This window comes from Kribbella pratensis, assembly GCF_004365355.1.
In the GTDB taxonomy this organism is placed as follows: Bacteria; Actinomycetota; Actinomycetes; order Propionibacteriales; family Kribbellaceae; genus Kribbella.
Window position 1 is genome coordinate 1,111,696 of the sequence record NZ_SODP01000003.1, and the last position, 17,451, is coordinate 1,129,146.

Annotated in this window: 14 protein-coding genes; 3 read left to right on the forward strand and 11 right to left on the reverse strand. The window is 67.7% G+C overall.

Features of this window, described 5'->3' with window-relative positions; genetic code table 11:
- Nucleotides 1-65 precede the first annotated feature (65 nt).
- Nucleotides 66-1,667 (reverse strand): beta-N-acetylhexosaminidase, encoded by a 1,602-nt coding sequence (locus tag EV653_RS33300; protein WP_134108848.1) that lies wholly within the window; start codon nucleotides 1,665-1,667, stop codon nucleotides 66-68.
- A gap of 137 nt (nucleotides 1,668-1,804) precedes the next feature.
- Here EV653_RS33300 and EV653_RS33305 point away from each other — a divergent pair, with 137 nt between their 5' ends.
- Nucleotides 1,805-3,361 carry an alpha/beta fold hydrolase gene (locus EV653_RS33305; RefSeq protein ID WP_166679649.1) on the forward strand — a complete coding sequence of 519 codons (1,557 nt, stop codon included), beginning with the start codon at nucleotides 1,805-1,807 and terminating at the stop codon, nucleotides 3,359-3,361.
- On the opposite strand, the gene EV653_RS33310 is transcribed toward EV653_RS33305, so the two are convergent.
- Complete coding sequence (locus EV653_RS33310; protein ID WP_134108852.1) at nucleotides 3,362-3,931, reverse strand: OsmC family protein; 570 nt, start codon at nucleotides 3,929-3,931, stop codon at nucleotides 3,362-3,364.
- 13 nt (nucleotides 3,932-3,944) lie between these two features.
- Nucleotides 3,945-5,114: an NAD(P)/FAD-dependent oxidoreductase gene (locus EV653_RS33315; protein WP_134108854.1), complete on the reverse strand. Its 1,170-nt coding sequence runs from the start codon at nucleotides 5,112-5,114 to the stop codon at nucleotides 3,945-3,947.
- Between the two features lie 185 nt (nucleotides 5,115-5,299).
- Between EV653_RS33315 and EV653_RS33320 the strand changes: the two genes are divergently transcribed.
- Entirely contained in the window at nucleotides 5,300-6,187 is an 888-nt protein-coding gene (locus EV653_RS33320) for an alpha/beta fold hydrolase (protein ID WP_166679650.1), read from the forward strand.
- On the opposite strand, the gene EV653_RS33325 is transcribed toward EV653_RS33320, so the two are convergent.
- The 7 genes from EV653_RS33325 to EV653_RS33355 all read right to left on the reverse strand — a co-directional run bounded on the left by EV653_RS33325 (nucleotide 6,153) and on the right by EV653_RS33355 (nucleotide 14,566).
- Complete coding sequence (locus EV653_RS33325; protein ID WP_134108858.1) at nucleotides 6,153-7,550, reverse strand: GH1 family beta-glucosidase; 1,398 nt, start codon at nucleotides 7,548-7,550, stop codon at nucleotides 6,153-6,155. The two genes, EV653_RS33320 and EV653_RS33325, sit on opposite strands and share 35 nt — an antisense overlap.
- 2 nt (nucleotides 7,551-7,552) lie before the next feature.
- Nucleotides 7,553-8,566 (reverse strand): ABC transporter ATP-binding protein, encoded by a 1,014-nt coding sequence (locus tag EV653_RS33330; protein ID WP_134108860.1) that lies wholly within the window; start codon nucleotides 8,564-8,566, stop codon nucleotides 7,553-7,555.
- On the reverse strand, nucleotides 8,563-9,606 hold the full coding sequence (locus EV653_RS33335) for an ABC transporter permease (RefSeq protein ID WP_202871937.1): 1,044 nt from the start codon (nucleotides 9,604-9,606) through the stop codon (nucleotides 8,563-8,565). Before EV653_RS33335 ends, EV653_RS33330 begins: the two co-directional genes overlap by 4 nt.
- Before the next feature lies 1 nt (nucleotide 9,607).
- A complete protein-coding gene (locus EV653_RS33340; protein WP_134108864.1) occupies nucleotides 9,608-10,588 on the reverse strand; it encodes an ABC transporter permease in 981 nt (326 codons plus the stop codon).
- A complete protein-coding gene (locus tag EV653_RS33345; protein WP_134108866.1) occupies nucleotides 10,585-11,616 on the reverse strand; it encodes an ABC transporter ATP-binding protein in 1,032 nt (343 codons plus the stop codon). The genes EV653_RS33340 and EV653_RS33345 overlap by 4 nt, the downstream gene beginning before the upstream one ends.
- A 57-nt stretch (nucleotides 11,617-11,673) precedes the next feature.
- Entirely contained in the window at nucleotides 11,674-13,356 is a 1,683-nt protein-coding gene (locus EV653_RS33350; RefSeq protein WP_134108868.1) for an ABC transporter substrate-binding protein, read from the reverse strand.
- A 166-nt stretch (nucleotides 13,357-13,522) separates the two neighbouring features.
- A complete protein-coding gene (locus EV653_RS33355; protein WP_134108870.1) occupies nucleotides 13,523-14,566 on the reverse strand; it encodes a LacI family DNA-binding transcriptional regulator in 1,044 nt (347 codons plus the stop codon).
- A 232-nt stretch (nucleotides 14,567-14,798) separates the two neighbouring features.
- On the opposite strand from EV653_RS33355, the gene EV653_RS33360 reads away from it, so the two are divergent.
- Nucleotides 14,799-15,983 carry an ROK family transcriptional regulator gene (locus tag EV653_RS33360; protein WP_134108872.1) on the forward strand — a complete coding sequence of 395 codons (1,185 nt, stop codon included), beginning with the start codon at nucleotides 14,799-14,801 and terminating at the stop codon, nucleotides 15,981-15,983.
- A 110-nt stretch (nucleotides 15,984-16,093) separates the two neighbouring features.
- Here the strand turns inward: EV653_RS33360 and EV653_RS33365 are convergent, their stop codons facing one another.
- Entirely contained in the window at nucleotides 16,094-17,320 is a 1,227-nt protein-coding gene (locus tag EV653_RS33365) for a glycoside hydrolase family 16 protein (protein WP_134108874.1), read from the reverse strand.
- Nucleotides 17,321-17,451 lie beyond the last annotated feature (131 nt).

Genomic DNA, 17,451 nt, shown 5'->3' on the forward strand with positions numbered 1-17,451 from the left:
CGCTCAGCACGGGCCCGGCGACGGCCCACCGGCCGCGTTGGTCAGTGTCACAGATCCGCAGCTTCTCAGCGCCAGTCGACTTCGGTCGACCGGAGCCAGGTCCAGGTGCGGTTCCGCCAGGCCGGAGATTGTTGTGCGAGGCGTGCGGAGTACTCCGGCCAGTCGGTGGCGGTTTGGTGGGACCACGCCTTCTCGGCGGCGCCGGGGAGGCGGGGGAGGAGCATGAGTTCGAGGTCCTCCGGGCTGGTGATGCTTTCGCACCAGATTGCGGCCTCGACGCCGGCTATCTGGTCGGCGGAGTCGATGCCGGGCAGGCCGTCGACCGGATCCCACGAGACGCCGTGCTCGATCGAGGCGGCGCCGTAGAACTCCAGCCCGAGACGCTTGCGGGCCTCCTCCTGGTCCGGGTCCGAGGACGCGTCGGCGTGCGGACGGTCGAAGTACAGCCAGGTGACCGGGGAGACGATCAGCTTGGTGCCTTGCTCGAGCGCCTTCGGGGCGTCGTACTTCGCCTTGCGCAGACCCTCGACCAGGATCGGCAGCAGGTCCTCGGGCGGCGTCGGGAGGTCGGGGTTCTGCACCATCGAGTCGACGTCGAGGTCCAGCCAGTACTGCACGACGTCCGCGGAGTCGAGGTCGGCGCGGGCGATCTCCTGCCACCCGACGACCTTCTTCCCGCGGGCGCGGACAAGCGCGGCAGCCTTCTCGACGAACGCCACGTGGTCCTCGTCGGACATCCCCCACGTCTCGTCACCGCCGATGTGCACGTACGCACTCTGCGGGAACTGCGGGATGACAGCATCCAGCACGTCCTCGACGAACGCCCACGTCTCGTCGCGACCGGGGTCGAGCGTGTTCAGCTGCAGACTGTCGCCGTTCCCCAGGTCAACGCTACGAATCTCGTCGGGCCCGAGCTCCGGATAAGCCTTGAACACCGCAGAAGTGTGCCCCGGCATGTCGATCTCCGGTACGACGGTCACGTAGCGGTCAGCGGCGTACTGCACGAGCTCGGAAAGCTCTGCCCGCGTGTAGTAACCACCCGGCCGATCCCCGATCGCTCCAGCCGCTCCCACCTCGGTCAACAACGGCCGCGACGGCACCTCAACCCGCCACCCTTGATCGTCCGTCAGATGCAGGTGCAGCACGTTGAGCTTGTACAGCGCGAGCATGTCGATCACCCGCCGCACCTCGTCCGGCCCGTGAAAGGCCCGCACTACATCAAGCGACAACCCACGCCACGCGAACCTGGGCCCGTCGATGACGCGGGCGGCCGGCAACACCGCCGTACCGTCTGCGGCTGCGGTCGAGATGAGCTGGCGGAGCGAGGTGAGCCCACGGTGCACCGCCTCCGCCGTCGGGCCCCAGACGCGCACGCCTTCGCTGGTGATCTCGAGCCCGTAGCGTTCGTCGGCGCTCGCGTTGCCGTCGGCCCGAAGACCCGCGGCCGGGGCCAGGCCGTCGATGCCGTCGCTGTCGATCAGCACGGTGATGCCGGCCGATCCGGGGAACAGCGCGATACCGGCGTCGACCTGGACGTCGGCGACGAAGCGCTCGGCGAGCCCGGCGAGTTCAGGAGACTGGACAACGACGCCCAGACCGTCGGTCACGACGAAGGTGCCGTCGTGGGTGGTCGTCGTCGCGGGTGCCGGGATGAGCGGGAGGTTCATGAGACTCCTGACGGATGCGGGGTCAGGCGGATGTGTGTCCGCAGCGTACTTCGCGGCGCCGGCGGATTCTTTGCGGCCTTGACGCCGGCATCGCTCGACCGGGTGACGCAGGAAGGCAGACCCGTCATAGTCGATGTGTGGTGCTCGCGTTCGGCGGCGACCTGGAGTTCGACCCGGCCTTGTTCGAGGTACGCCGGGGCGGTGTTCCGGTGCCGCTGGAGCCGCAGGCCTTCGACGTGCTGGCCTATCTCGTCTCGCACCGTGATCGGGTGGTGTCGAAAGCGGAACTGATGGACGGGGTGTGGGGCAGCCGTTTCGTCAGCGAGACGGCCGTCACCAGCCGGATCAAGCAGATCCGGCGGGCGCTCGGCGACGACGGCCACAGTCAGCGGATGATCCGGACCCAGCACGGCCGGGGCTACCGGTTCGTCGCGCCGGTCGAGGCGCAGCCGGTACTCGGGGCGGGCGAGCCGATCCGCTACACCGTCAGCGACGGCCTGCACATCGCCTACCAGGTGACCGGTGGCGGCGAGCTCGACATCGTGCTGATCTCGGGGTTCGTGTCCCATCTCGAGCTGGACTGGGCCGACCCGCGGCACGCCCACTTCCTGGATCGGCTCGGGTCGTACGGCCGGTTGATCCGGTTCGACAAACGGGGCACGGGGATGTCGGACCGGCCGACCGGTATCCCGGACATCGAGACGCGGATGCACGACGTCCTGTCCGTGATGGATGCCGTGGGTTCGGAGCGGGCGGTGCTCGTCGGGTACTCCGAAGGCGGGCCGATGGCGATCCTGTGCGCGGCGGCCCACCCCGAACGCGTCGCCGGGCTCGTGCTGTACGGGACGTACGCCAAGCGAATGTGGTCGGAGGACTATCCCTGGGCGCTGAAACGGGAGTACTGGCAGGCCTACACCGAGGAGCTCGTCGGTCGCTGGGACTGGGAGGCGGACATGCTGATGCGCTGCCCTTCCGCCGACGAGCAGATGCAGCAGTGGTGGGGGCGACGCATGCGCGCTGCGGCGACGCCGTCGACCGTACGGGCGTTGATGGACATGAACGCGCTGGTAGACGTCCGGGACGCGCTGCCCGCGGTGCGGGTCCCGACGCTGGTGCTCCAGCGGCTCGGGGACGCGCTCGTCGATCCCGAGGGCGCCCGGTTCCTCGCGGACCGCATTCCGGGCGCCCGGCTGGAGTTGATCGAGGGAGAGGACCACTTCGTCTCCGGCGATCCCGATCAGATCCTCGATGCGATCGAGCCGTTCCTGCGCGGGCTGCCCGGACCGGAGCATCGCCCGTCGGCGCTTGCCGCCGTGGCGGCGCCGGCCGGGCCAGGAGCCGAGGAGGTGGCGGCGGGGCTGGTCGCGGCCGGTGGTCGTCCGTGCTCAGGTCCGGCCGGCCGGGTGGTGGTGCTGTTCGACGGACCCGCGACGGCCGTTCGCGCCGGACTCGCTCAGCTTCGGGGAGCCGCCCGACTCGGTGTGACCATCGCCGAGGTGCCGCGCGATGAAACCGAGCTCGACGCGTACGGCGTAGTGACCGCGATCGCACTGGCCGACCAGGCGGCGCCGGGCTCGTTGTGGCTGACATCGGCCGTGCGCGACCTGCTCGCCAGCTCCGGTGTCGTGACCGAGTTCGCCGGCGAGCAGGTGGTTGGTGGCGTGGAGCCGCAAGCGGTGTTCCGCGCCCTGTGATCAGGCGGTCGCGACGTCGATCGACACCGGGACGCCGTGGGTGATCACGTCGTACACGGCCGAGCGGTTCCTCGACTGCTCGACCAGGCCCTTCAGCTTCTCCGCCTCGGCGTCGCCCTTGACGTGGAAGACGACCCGGATCGCTTCGTACCCGTTGCGGACGTCCGGGTCGAGGCCAAGGATGCCGAGCAGGTTGATGTCGCCTTCGACGGTCGAGGTGACTTCCTCGAGATCGATGCCCCGGGCCGCGGCGATGTTCGCGAGACCGCTGGTGAGGCAGGCGGCCAGCGCGTGCAGCAGGTGCTCGGCCGGTGTCGGGCCGTTGTCGCCGCCGACCAGCACCGGCGGGTGGTCGGCGTCGAAGGTGAAGTCCGCCGGACGGGTGTTCTCCTGGCCCGCGCCGTAGAACGCGTTGATCGTGCCGCGGTTGTGCGTGCCGCTGATCCACCGGTTCGTGGCGCGGAACTGGAACCGGGCGATCTCCGGCTGGGCCTTGACGGCGTCGAGAGTTGCGAACAACGTAGCGGTGTCGACGCCGTTGCGGTGGCCGTCGGTCGTGGTTGCGGTCATGATGCTCGTCCTTTCAGGCAGCAAGGTTTGCTCTGGGGCCGGGAAATCCGGCGAGCTGGTCGGCCTCGCGCTCGAGTGCGTCGCTCAGCTCGAGCTGGAGTTCGACGAAGCGCGACGGTGGTGGAAAGGCGGTCAGCGCACGCGTCAGGTCGAACACCTCGCGCCCCATCGCGTCACGGCTTTCCTGGTACGACGTCAGTGCGGCCCGCTCACTCGTCGGCTCACGGAGACTCCGGTCGATCGCGGTCGCCAGCAGTTCCGCGTCCCGGAACGCGTCGGTGATGCCGTGACCGGTGATCGGGTCCCGGTGGTACCCGGCGTCACCGACGAGCGCCCATCCCGGGCCATGCGCCCGGCGACGGTAGTTCGGCAGATTCGCCGTACCGCGCAGCCGCGCGGTGATGCGGCCGGCGCGCACCCGGCGACCGAGGTCGGGGACCAGGAGCTCCAGCTGTTCAACGAAGACTGTCGAGCGCTCGGCGCCCGCGGTCCGGATCGGTTCCAGCAGCGGAGTCGGGCGGATCAACCAGACACACGCCTCGCCGTCGTTGGTCGGGAAGACCCCGGCGAAGGCGTCGGATGCGATGTGGAACTCATACGTGTCCCGGCGGAGACCGGTCACATACGTGTAGAAGACCGCACAGGGTGAGGTGAACCGCTCCAGCATCTCCGCACCGAGGAAGCCGGCCATGCGTGACCCGCGCCCATCTGCGCCGACGACCATCCGGGCGGGCAGTTCAATGTAATCGCCCCTCGTGGTGAGACCGGCGATTCCGTTGACTCTTCCGTCGTCTGTCCTCAGCACACCGATCGCGGTCACACCGCTCTGGAGTCGCGCGCCGGCTTCCCCCGCGGCGTCGGCGAGCAGGCTGTCGAGCACCCGGCGTCGCGGTGCGACCAGCATGTCCACACCGGCGCGCTGCTTGATTCGCCGTACCTTCGGATCGCCCTCGATGTCGAACAGGACCTGTGTGATCGGCGGCGCGCCACTGCCCAGGACGCGATCGAGCAGCCCCCACCGGGAGAGTTGGACGACGCCTCCGCGGATCAGACCGTGCGTCGACAGCGTGTCGCTCGGCAGCGGCGTCCTGTCGACCATGAGGACGTCGTGGCCCATCCCGGCCAGCAGTCTCCCGGTCGCCGCCCCGGCACACCGTGCCCCCACCACCACGACGTCGTACATTTCGGCCCCATCTCTCAGTTCTGATGGGACGACTCTGCGCGCGACGGTGGTCAGTTACTTGGAGACGGCATGGAGGACGGGTGGAGGCCGGATCTCCACGACTTCTCCACAGTCCCCGCTGAACTGGTTAGCGTAGTCGTAGGGCCATTCGGAGGTTGTCCATTCAGGACCGGCGAGGTAGCAATTTGACTGGATCAGAACGCGTCGTGTTCGAGGACGAGCGGGTTGTCGAGGTCTGGGAAGGTGGCGATCCTGCGGGGGCGCCGGTGGTGTTTCAGCCTGGGACGCCGTCTGGGCGGTTGCAGGGGGTGTTGGGGGATGCGGCTGCGAAGCGGTGTGGGGTTCGGTTGATCTCGGTTAGTCGGCCTGGGTACGGCGGGTCGACGTACACGTCGCCGAGTTTGGCGTCGGTTGGCCACGACACTCTGCTCGTTGCCGATGAGCTTGGTGTTGGTGAGTTCGCCGTACTCGGTGCTTCGGGTGGTGGGCCGTATGCGATCGCCACCGGATTGGCGGATCCTCAGCGTGTGAAGGCCGTTGGGCTTGCGGGTGCGGTCGGACCGTGGCGATTGATCGAGCCGCCGGACCCCGATGACCCGGACCTGCCGCTGCTCGCGTTGGTGGACGCGGGTGATGTCGCCGGCGCGTTGGACGGCTTCCGGCGGCAGGGTGCGCAGGCCTTCGACCGGATGCTCGCGCTCGACGACACCGCGATGATCGACACGTTCTTCGAGGGGGCGCCCAGCGAGGACCTCGGCTGGCTGGATGCGGAGGCTCGGGTGGTGTGGGCGGCCGATGCGCGGGAGGCGCTGGCGTCGTACGACGGTTATGCGCGCGACAACGTGGCGTGGGGAGGCGCGTGGGATGTGGATCCGACGCGCCTCACTGTGCCTACGTGGTTGTGGTACGGCGAGGCGGACCGGATGGTGCCGCCCTCACAAGCCCGTTGGCTGGCCCAACGGATCCCGCGCGCCACGCTGATCGTGCGGCCAGGCGAAGGCCACGGCCGCACGATCTTCGGGCATTGGGCCGAGATGTTCAGCGCGCTCGGTGCTGGGCCGCCAGCTCCTTGAGGTACGCCGCGCTGGCCTTAGGGATGCGTTTCTGCGTGTCGTAGTCGACTCGGACGATGCCGAAGCGTTTGACGTAGCCGTAGGCCCATTCGAAGTTGTCCAGCAGGGACCAGGCGAGGTAGCCACGGATGTCGGCGCCCTGGGCGATGGCGTCGGCGACGGCGGTGAGGTGGGACGTGAAGTACGCCGTACGGTCGGTGTCGTCGACGAAGCCGTTGGCGTCGGGGACGTCCTCGAAAGCCGAGCCGTTCTCGGTGATGACCATCGGGAGGCCGGGGTAGTCGCGGGCGATGCTCAGCAGCAGATCCGTGAAGCCCTCGGGGACGATCTCCCAGTCCATCGCGGTGCGCGGCTTGCCGAGCGGTACGTCGCGGCTGATGGGGAGACCGTTCGCGTCGACGGTGCTGCCGTCCTCGGCGTACCCGGTGAACTTCTGGCTGAAGTAGTAGTTCACCCCGAGCACATCGATCGGCGCCGAGATGATTTCCAGATCGCCGTCCACGATCGGCAACTCGACACCCTCGCGGGCGAGATCGGCCACCACATCGGCGGGGTAGTGGCCGTGCACCAGCGGATCGAGGTAGATCCGCCGGCCCATCCCGTCCGCACGGCGCGCCGCGTCGACGTCCGGCTGGGCGTCCGATGCCGGGTACGCCGTCGCGACGTTCAACGTGATGCCGAGATCCAGCGGTCGTGGCGCCGCCTCCCGCAGCTGCGACGTCGCGAGCCCGTGCCCGAGCAGCAGATGATGGACGGCGGCAATCGCGGCCGGGTACTCGCGCCGACCCGGGGCATGTGCGCCGTACGCATACCCGAGCATCGCCGAGCACCACGGCTCGTTCAGCGTGGTCCAGGTGCCGACCCGATCCTTCAACGCGTCGAACACCAGCATCGAGTACTCCGCGAACCGGTACGCCGTGTCGCGCACCGGCCAGCCGCCCGCGTCCTCGAGCTCCTGCGGCAGGTCCCAGTGGTACAGCGTCACCCACGGATCGATGCCCTGGGCAAGCAGCTCGTCGACCAGCCGGTCGTAGAAGCCGAGACCGGCCGGGTTCACCGGACCCTTGCCGTGCGGCTGCACCCGCGGCCACGCGACCGAGAAGCGGTACGTGTCGAGACCGAGATCCTTGATCAGGGCAACATCGGACGGCATCCGGTGATAGTGGTCGCAGGCAACATCCCCGGTGTCGCCGTTGTCGATCGCACCGGGAACCCGGCAGTACGTGTCCCAGATCGACGGCGTGCGGCCGTCCGCGGTGATCGCGCCCTCGATCTGGTACGCCGACGTCGCGACGCCCCAGCGGAATCCGGGCGGAAGTCCCGCGACCAGGCCGGCCGCCCCCGAGACAGACGTTGTGCTCATGTTCACCTTTCGACAGAGATCGGAACGCGGCCCGGAAGCCAGCAGGCGACGGATCGGTTGGAGTAGTTGCGTGCTGCCGGGATCCCGAGAACGGGAATCTCCGTGGAGCAGCGGTCGAAGGCCTGCGGACAGCGCGGATGGAACGAGCACCCGGAGGGCATTCCACGAAGGTCCGGCGGGGAGCCCGGGATTCCGGCGAGCTCCCGGCGTTCGCCGCGCAGCGCCGGGAACGACTTGAGCAGGCCTTCGCTGTACGGATGCAACGAGTCCTTGTACAGGTCGACGGAGCGAGCCTGCTCGACGATTCGGCCGCCGTACATGATCGCGATCCGGTCGGAGAACTCGACCAGCAGGGACAGGTCGTGAGTGATGAAGAGGATCGAGAAGCCGAGGCGTTCCCGCAGTTCCACCAGCTGCGCGAGGATCTGTCGCTGCATCACCACGTCGAGTGCGGTGGTCGGCTCGTCCATGATCACGACCTGGGGCTCGAGGACGAGCGCCATCCCGATCATCACGCGCTGCCGCATGCCGCCGGACAGCTGATGCGGGTACGCGTCCATCCGGTCGGCCGAGATCCCGACGAGCTTCAGCATCTCCTGCGCCCGGGCGACCCGTGCCGAAGGAGACAGTTGCGGCTCGTGGGCCTTGATCACGTCGATCATCTGGGTGGAGATCTTGTGCACCGGGTTCAGCGAGTTCATCGCGCCCTGGAACACGATCGACGTCTCGGCCCAGCGGAACTTCCGCAGCTCCGCGTCGGTCAGCGCCATCACGTCGTACGCGTCGCCGTTCGGCGGGTGGTAGATGACCGAACCGCCGCTGATCACGCCTGGCGGCGGCAGGAGCCGCGTCACGCCGTACGCCAGCGTCGACTTCCCGCTGCCGCTTTCGCCGGCCAGGCCGAGCACTTCGCCGCGGTGCAGCGTCAAAGTGACGTCGCGAACAGCCTGCACAGCTTCGGAGCCAAGGCCGTAGTCGACATGGAAGTTCTTGATCTCCAGCACGGGCGCCTTCACGCGACCTCCTCCTCAGCACGACGCCGTACGACGGGCGTCACCGGTTCGCGCGACGACGACAGAACCGGCGTGAACCCGACCCGCATCCGCACCGAGTGCCCGTCCTTCGTCTTCACCTTCGTGTGACCGCTCGACCGCAACCGCGGGCTGACGAACTCGTCGATCCCGAAGTTGATCAGCGACAGCGCCGTACCGAGGACCGCGATCGCGAGGCCGGCCGGAACGAACCACCACCACGCACCCTGGGCCAAGGCCTGCTGGGACTGCGCCCAGAACAAAATCGTGCCCCAGTTCCAATCGGAGATCGTCGAGATGCCGATGAACGCCAGCGTGATCTCGGACATCACCGCGAAGATCACCGTGCCGACGAAACCGGACGCAATGATCGCCGTCAGGTTCGGCATGATCTCGAACGTGATCAACCGCCACGTGCTCTCACCTGTCGCCCGCGCGGCCTCCACATAGTCCCGCCGTCGTAGCGACAACGTCTGCGCGCGAAGCACTCGCGCTCCCCAGGCCCACGAGGTGAAACCGATGACCAAGGCAACCATGAGGTCGCCGGCCGAAGGGATGGTCGAAGCAACGATGATGATCAGCGGCAGGGCCGGGATCACCAGGAAGACGTTCGACAAGGCGGACAGGCCGTCGTCCGCGGCGCCGCCGAGGAAGCCCGCGCTGACGCCGATCAGGATCGACAACGCGGTCGCGACCAGGCCGGCCAGCAGACCGACGAACATCACTCCGCGCGTGCCGACGAGCACCTGACTGAAGATGTCCTGGCCGAGGTGCGTCGTACCGAACCAGTGTTTGCCGGACGGCGGCTGGATCAGGTCACTGCTGCGAGCGGACGGATCGTACGGCGCGATCCACGGGCCGATGATCGCGATCAGACAGAAGAACGCGAGCACGACCAGGCCGGTGGCCGCCTTCGGGTTGGCGATGAACCGCAGCCGGCGGCGCTTGGCCGGAACACCTGGGTTGCTAGGGACCTCCGGCCCCTCCGGTGTGACCGCGGTGATGGTGCTGGTTGGTGCGGACACGTCAGCCCTCCTTCCGGGTACGCGGGTCGAGGAGCAGGTACGCGACATCGGCCAGCAGGTTGGCCACGAGGACCGAGAGCGTGATCACCAGGAAGACGCCCTGCATCAGCGGATAGTCCTTGGCGCCGACCGCCTGGAACAGGTTGTAGCCGATGCCCGGGTAGGAGAAGACGATCTCGACCAGCAGCGTGCCACCGACGATGAAGCCGAGCGACAGCGCGAAGCCGGACACGTTCGGCAGCAGGGCGTTGCGGGCGGCGTAGCTGACCATCACCCGTCGCTCGGACAGACCCTTCGCGTGCGCGACGGTGATGTAGTCCTCCGACGCCACCGTCACCATCATGTTCCGCATGGTCAGGATCCAGCCGCTGACCGACGAGATCAGGATCGTCAGCGCCGGCAGCAGACTGTGCTGGATCGCACTGCCGATGAACGACCCGGTCCAGCCGGGCACCAGGCCGGGCTCGTACCCGCCGGACGACGGGAAGAAGCTGTCCGGACCGGCCAGCAGCGTGATCGCCAGCAGACCGAGCCAGAAGTACGGGATCGACGACAGGAAGGTTGTCACCGGCAACAAGCCGTCCATGATCGAACCCCGACGCCAGCCGGCGACGACGCCGAGCGACGTACCGATCATGAAGCTGGCGAACGTCGTGATGCCGACCAGCGCGATCGTCCACGGCAGGCTCTGCTTGAGGATGTCCGCGACCGGAGTCGGGAAGAACGTGAACGACAACCCGAGGTCCCCGTGGAACACCTGGCCCCAGTAGTCGACGTACTGACTCCAGAGCGACGCGTTCTTGTCCAGGCCGAACAGCACGTACAGCGAGTTGATCGCCTCGGTGCTCATCTGGCCCTGGAACTTGTTGATCAGCGAGGTGACCGGGTCGCCCGGGATCAGGCGCGGGATGAAGAAGTTGATCGTCAGCGCGGCCCATGCCGTGAAGACGTAGAACGCCAGCCGTTGCAGAAGGAACTTCATCGAGCAGCCCCCTCCGTCCGATCAGGATTGGCCTCGTAGAGCCAGCACGCGGCCCAATGGCCTGGCACGGGCAGGTCGAAGCGGGGTGGCAGCTCGGTCGAACACTTCGCCATCGCGTGCACGCAGCGCGGGTGGAACCGGCAGCCGGTCGGCGGTGCGATCAGGCTGGGTGGTTCGCCGCCGGCCTGGTCCTCCGGCGTACTGAGCTCACCGAGTCGGTCGGGGTCAGGCGCGCTGTCGATCAGCAGTTGCGTGTACGGATGCGCCGGGTTCTGCGTGACAGTTTCCGATTCGCCGCCCTCGACCAGGCGGCCGGCGTACATCACCAAGGTCTCGTCGGCGAAGTAGCGCGCCGACGCGATGTCGTGGGTGATGTAGAGGATCGCGAGGTTGAGCCGTTCCTTCAGATCGCGCAGCAGGTTCAGTACGCCGAGTCGGATCGACACGTCGAGCATCGAGACGGGCTCGTCCGCGAGCAGCGCCTCGGGATCGGCGCCGAGCGCCCGGGCGATCGAAACCCGTTGCCGCTGGCCACCGGACAGCTCGTGCGGGAACTTGTCGAGGTAGCGCTCCGGGGGCGTCAGTTGCACCTGCTCCAGCAGGTTGCGCAGGTTCTGCTCAAGGTCGCCCTCGCGACCGTGAATGCGCAGCGACCGGGTCAGGTGGTACCGCACGGTGTGCGTCGGGTTCAGCGAGGCGAACGGGTCCTGGAAAATCATCTGGACGCGGCGCGCGTACGCCCGGAACTTGCGGCCGCCGCGCACCGTTACGGTCTCGCCGTGCAGCCGGATGTCGCCGGCCGTGCGCCCGTACAACTGGGCCATCAGCCGCGCGACCGTCGACTTCCCCGATCCGGACTCGCCGACCAGCGCGGTCACCCGGCCCCGGCGGAGCGTGAGCTTGATGTCGTCGACCGCGTGCACGACCTTGTGCTCGCGGGACAGCAGGTCGCGGACGCGCCGGCGTACCGGGAAGTGCTTGGTGAGGCCCTCGGCCTCCAGAACAACCTCGGTCTCCGTGACCGTCATAAGTCTCCCCTCAGGGGAACCGCGGCGCCGGCCGGAGCCGGCGCCGCGGTCCGTGAGTCACTGGCTGCCGGCGGGCTTCAGGTTGAGGATGATCTGCAGAGCGTTCTGCTGGGTCGGCTGCGCCGGCCCGTACTGGTTCTGCTCGTCGGGCCAGCCGACCCAGTTCTTCGTGCTGTAGAGACCGCCGACGTTGGACGCCGAGGTGGGGATGATCGGCATCTGCTCGACCATGATCTTCTGCAGCGTGTTCAGCGCGGTGGTCCGGGTCGCGTCGTCCGCGGCGTTGGCGTACTGGTCCAGCGCCTTGGTCGCCTCCGGGCTGTTGAACCGGCCGTAGTTGCCGCTCACGCCGCCCTTGCCGACCGGCTTCAGGATCTTGCCGTCCATGATGTTCTGGTAGATGTCGAACGGCGTCGCGCCGCCGTTGGTCCAGTGCATCGCGGCGTCGAAGTTGCCCTCGTCGATGTTCTTGAACCACGCGTCCTGGTTGGCCTTGTCGACCGTCGCCTTGATGCCGATCGTGGACAGGTTGTCCTTGATGATCTCCAGGTCGGTGATGTAGTCGGACCAGCCGGCCGGGTCGGTCAGCGTGATCGTCACCGGCTTGCCGGTCGGGTCCTTCAGCACGTCGCCCTCGAGCTTGAAGCCCGCGTCGGTGAGCTCCTTCTTCGCGCCGTCGACATCGACCGCGTGCTTCTTGTCCTTGTACTCCGGAGCGATGAACGAGTCACCGGCCGGTGTCGGGATCCCGGTGATCGACTCGACCTTCGGGTAGAAGTACCCGGCCTCGCCCTGGTTGAAGATGTCGTCGCGGTTGATCACCAGGTTCATCGCGCGCCGCAGGGCCGGGTTGTCGAACGGCTTCTTGGTGGTGTTGATCCACAGACCGTGGATACCGAGGTTCGCCGGGAACCAGAGCTTGTGGTTCTTCGGGTCCTTGTCCTGGTAGACGGCCTTCACGTTCGGGACGAAGACGAAGCTCCACTCCGACGAGCCGTTGGCCAGCGCGGTGGTCTGCGCGTTGTTGTCGTTGTACGACGTGTACCGCAGCTCCTTGACCTTCGGCAGGTCCTGCCAGTACGAGTCGCGCAGCGTCAGCGTGGTGGTCTGCGGGGTGAACGACTTGACCGTGTACGGGCCGGTGCCGATCGGGTTCTTCAGCGTGTCCTGGGTCGGGTCCTTGAGCGTGGACCACTGGTGCTTCGGGACCACGAAGACAGTCAGGATCTTGTTCTGGTTGGTGAACTGCGACCGGGTGAAGGTCAGGTCCACCTTGTTGCCGGAGGCGGTGATCGTGCCGTACGGGATCGCGTCCTGGTTCAGGCCGTCGTACTTCTTCCGCAGCTCGAACGAGTACGCGACGTCGTCGGCGGTCATCGGCTGGCCGTCGGAGAACTTCACGCCGTCCCGGATGGTCAGCGAGAGCTTGGTGTAGTTGGCGTCCCACTTCCACTCGGTCGCCAGCCACGGCTTGCCCGGCTCGGTCGGCTTGATCCCGTTGATCATCACCAGCGGCTCGAAGATCATCCAGCGGTAGCCCAAGGAGGCGCCGGCGGAGGAGCCGAGGAACGGGTTGTGGTTCTCGGTCTGCGGCCCGTTCGGCATGCCGATGTTCAGTACGGTCGCGCCGCTGCTCGACCCGCTGTTCTCGGTCTTCCCGTCCCCGTTACTGCAGGCAGCCAGCGTGGCTGCCGCGAGCAGGCCCGTGAGGGCCAGCGCGACGGTACGTCGTGCTCGCATCGGTTCCTCCTGTGTATCTGTTGGCGGATGCTCACGCCTGAGCCGCGTGAGCAGGTGCATCGTGGCGTGAGAACGCTCTCATGGGAAGAGCGGACGCCTTAACGGATAGATATCGGGGGAGTACGCCGGCGGCGGAACAGGGGCAGCTGCCCCGCCGCCGGAGCTTTCAGTGGGACCGGTGTTTCGGGGCGGGTCTGGTCCTTGATGTGACCTTCGGGGCGGTTGAGCTGCGGACGATCAGTGTCGTCGGCAGCACGTGCGGGGTATCCGGCAGCGGCGTACCGCCGAAGTACCCCATCAGCATCCGGGCCGCGGCCTGACCCATCTGGCGCATCGGCTGATGCACCGTGGTCAGCGGCGGCTCGGTGTGTTCGGCGTACGGGATGTCGTCGAACCCGACCACCGACACGTCGTTCGGCACGTTCCGCCCGGTCTCCCGGACGGCCTGGATGGCGCCACCGGCGGACAGGTCGTTGTGCGCGAAGACCGCGTCGAAGTCGAGTCGTTCGTCCAGTGCGTACTGGACGCCGCGGCGTCCGCTCTCATGGGTGAAATCGCCTTCGAACACGAGTCTCGGGTCGAGCTCGGTACCGGCGGCCGCGTAGGTGTCGCGGAAGCCGTCCAGGCGTTCGTGGGTGCAGCCGAAGCGCTCGACGCCGGTGATCACCAGTGGCCGGCGGCGACCGAGCTCCAGCAGGTGCCGGGCGGCGGACTCGCCGCCGGCGTAGTTCGTAGTGGCGACGGACGGGAACTGCGGGCGCTTGTCGCGGTCGTCGATCAGGACCACCGGCAGACCACGCGCATGGAGTTGCTCGATGAAGGTGAGTGTGCCCTCGGGCTCGATCACCAGCAGGCCGTCGAACGACTGCGACGAGACCTGGGAGGCGAACTGCTGCATGGATTCCGCACCCCGGTTGAAGGTGAACAGCAGCAGGCCGTACCCCTCGCTCTCGACCACGTCGACCGCGCCCTGCAGCACCTCGCCCATCCAGGGCCAGGTGAGCGACGGGACCAGCATTCCGACGATCCGGGTCCGGCCGCGGGCCAGGCCGACGGCACGGGCGCTCGGCACGTACCCGAGCTCCTCGATCACCTGCCGGACCCGCTCGGCCGTCCGCAGGTCCAGCTCGCCCTTGCCGTTGAGGACACGCGACACGGTGGTCTTGCTGACACCGGCGCGGGCCGCGACATCGGCGATGGTGATGGACACGCTGAATCTCCCCTCGGGCGGTCGGGGGTGCTGGGCGGATTTCCGGTCGGAACCGGTTTCGGAAGCGGTTCCGTAGATCAAAGCGGAGACCGCAAGTCACCGTCAATCACGGAGCGGTAACGAATCGAGTCTTAGTTCACGACCTGGAAGAAGGGAGCTCTTCCGTGCGCCGGGGCGGCATGATGGACTCGGACCGAATGGCCCGCCCGGGGCCGGGCAGGGTGAGGTAAGGATGGAAGTACGCCGGACCACGGTGCGTGACATGCGCCGGTCCAACCGCTCGGTGATCCTCACCAGCATCTACCGCGAGGGTCCGCTGAGCCGCCAGGAGCTGACCGTGCGGACCTCGCTCAGCGCCGCGAGCGTGAGCAACCTGGTCGCGGAGCTGATCGCCGAGGGCGTGGTCGAGGAGGCCGGCTCGGTCGAGTCCGAGGGCGGGCGGCCACGCGTTTTGTTGCGGGTCGCGCCGACGTTCCGGTACGTCGTAGGCGCCGAGGTCGGCGAGACGCGCGTCCGGGTGGAGCTGTTCGACCTGGCGATGAACGTGCTCGCCCGCGCCGACCATCCGACCAGCGCGCCAACCCCGGCAGAGGTCGTGAAGCACGTACTGGAAGGGCTTTCGAGCGTCATCACGGCATCCGGCGTGCAGCCCCAGCAGGTGCTCGGGCTGGGTGTCGCGGTCGCCGGTGTGGTCGAGGACAACGCGGTCGTCGACGCGCAGACGCTCGGCTGGGAAGCTGTTCCGCTCGCCGAGATGCTTGCTGAGGGCACCGATATTCCGGTGCACGTCGACAACGGTGCGAACATGCTCGGCCAGGCCGAGATGTACTTCGGCGCGGGCCGCGGAGCGACCGATGCGGTCGTGGCGCTGGTCGGCTCCGGTGTCGGCTCCGCCCTTGTCGCCGGTGGATCCAGCTACCGCGGCACCCGCAGCAGTGCAGGCGAGTGGGGCCACATGACCATCGTGTACGGCGGCCGCCAATGCCGCTGCGGCGCGCTCGGTTGCCTCGAGGCCTATGTCGGCGCGGAAGGCGTTCTCGATCGGTATCGCGAGGCCGGTGGGCTGGTCGAGGGGGACGAGGAGACCGCCTTCGTCGCGCTGCTCTCGTCGACTTCGGAGCCGGCGGCAACCATCATCGCGGACACGATCGGCTACCTGGCCGCGGGATTCGCGAACCTGGTCAACCTCGTGAACCCCGAACGGATCGTGCTCGGCGGCTGGGCCGGTCTGGCGCTCGGTGAGAAGCACTTGGACGAACTGCGCGCCGAGGTGGGCAAGCACGCTCTCCGGCGGCCGTACGCTCAGGTGTCCATCGTGCTGTGCGAGCTGGGCCGCGACGCCGTAGCACTCGGCGCCGCGACCCTTCCCGTGGTGCGTTTGCTGCGCGACGGCGGCGCGCTACCCAACCGGCGCTGACCGTCTGGTGGGTATACCCACGAGAAGGTGGGTTGGCCAACCGGAATCCGGTTGGCCAACCCCGGGTCTGGTGGGTATACCCACCAGACCCCGGGGACGCAAGGTTGGGGTTAGACGGTCCACTTCTGGTTTGCTCCGCCGGTGCAGGTCCAGATCTGCGTCGGTGTCGAGTTGGCGGAGTTGTTGCCGGTGACATCGAGGCACTTGTTCGCGTGTGGATTCACCAGGTCGTGCCCGCCTGTGTAGGTCCATTGCTGGGCCGCATTGCCGTTACACGTTGCCAGCTGGACTCTGGTGCCATCGGCAACGCCGGCGTTCGCGACGTCGAGGCATTTGCCCAGAGCCCGGATCGTGCCGTCACCAGGGCGGCTCCACTGCTGGGCGTTCGTGCCGTTGCAGTCGTACAGCTGGACTGTCGTACCGTCTGCGGAGTTCGCGCCGGCGACATCCAGGCACTTGCCGGCCAGGCCGGTGATCTGCGAGCCGCCGCCGCCGGAGCTGCCGAGCGTGGAGACGCGGACGTAGTCGACGGTCATGGTCTGCGGCATCACCGTGGAGCCGTCCGGGTTGCCCGGCCAGCCGCCGCCCACCGCGACGTTCATGATCATGAAGAACGGGTGGTTGAAGACCCAGGTGTTGCCGTTCAGGTCCGCCGGGGTCCGGCGCTCGTACTGGACGCCGTCGACGTACCAGGTGATCGAGTCCGGTGCCCAGTCGACGGTGAAGGTGTGGAAGTCGTCGGCGAACGACCAGCCGTTCGGATGGTTGTACGCGGCACCGATACCGCCGGCGCCGGAGTAGCCCGGTCCGTGGATCGTGCCGTGGACGGTGGCCGGCTCCTTGCCGATGTTCTCCATGATGTCGATCTCGCCGTCGTTCGGCCAGTTGCCGCCGCCGAGCATCCAGAAGGCCGGCCAGAGTCCTTGGCCGCGGGGGATCTTGATCCGCGCCTCGAACCGGCCGTACGTCTGGGTGAAGGTCTGCGCGGTGAGCAGCCGGGCCGAGGTGTACTGGCACGGGCCGTACCAGCACTGGAAGCCGCCGCTCTCCTTGCGGGCGGTGATGACCAGATTGCCGTTGCCGTCGAGCGCGGAGTTGCGAGTGCTGTTGGTGTAGTACTCGAGTTCGCTGTTGCCCCAGCCACCGCCGCCGGTGTCGTAACGCCACTTGTTGGGATCGGGGGCTTGGCCGGATGGTCCGTCGAAGTTGTCCTCCCAGACCGTCGCCGTGGTTGCGGCGGCGGCCTGCTGATGCGCTGTGGCAGCAGGCTGGAGGAGGGCGGTGCCGGCCAGTGCGGCACCGATCGCGAGGAACGCGAGCATGCGGGGACGCTTCATGAGTACCTCATTTCCGGGGGGCGTCTGAATGAGGGCAGGAATTGGACCGCAGCGTGCCGTGAGAACGCTCTCAGGTCAACCCCGGGACTAAATAAAAGATCTGAAAAAAGTCTCGGTTTCGGCGTTGACAC

Bases quoted from the DNA above. Each gene is read 5' to 3' on its own strand.
- EV653_RS33300 (WP_134108848.1), bottom strand. From the start codon at position 1,667: ATGAACCTCCCGCTCATCCCGGCACCCGCGACGACGACCACCCACGAC.
- EV653_RS33310 (WP_134108852.1), bottom strand. From the start codon at position 3,931: ATGACCGCAACCACGACCGACGGCCACCGCAACGGCGTCGACACCGCT.
- EV653_RS33315 (WP_134108854.1), bottom strand. From the start codon at position 5,114: ATGTACGACGTCGTGGTGGTGGGGGCACGGTGTGCCGGGGCGGCGACC.
- EV653_RS33325 (WP_134108858.1), bottom strand. From the start codon at position 7,550: ATGAGCACAACGTCTGTCTCGGGGGCGGCCGGCCTGGTCGCGGGACTT.
- EV653_RS33340 (WP_134108864.1), bottom strand. From the start codon at position 10,588: ATGAAGTTCCTTCTGCAACGGCTGGCGTTCTACGTCTTCACGGCATGG.
- EV653_RS33345 (WP_134108866.1), bottom strand. From the start codon at position 11,616: ATGACGGTCACGGAGACCGAGGTTGTTCTGGAGGCCGAGGGCCTCACC.
- EV653_RS33350 (WP_134108868.1), bottom strand. From the start codon at position 13,356: ATGCGAGCACGACGTACCGTCGCGCTGGCCCTCACGGGCCTGCTCGCG.
- EV653_RS33360 (WP_134108872.1), top strand. From the start codon at position 14,799: ATGGAAGTACGCCGGACCACGGTGCGTGACATGCGCCGGTCCAACCGC.
- EV653_RS33365 (WP_134108874.1), bottom strand. From the start codon at position 17,320: ATGAAGCGTCCCCGCATGCTCGCGTTCCTCGCGATCGGTGCCGCACTG.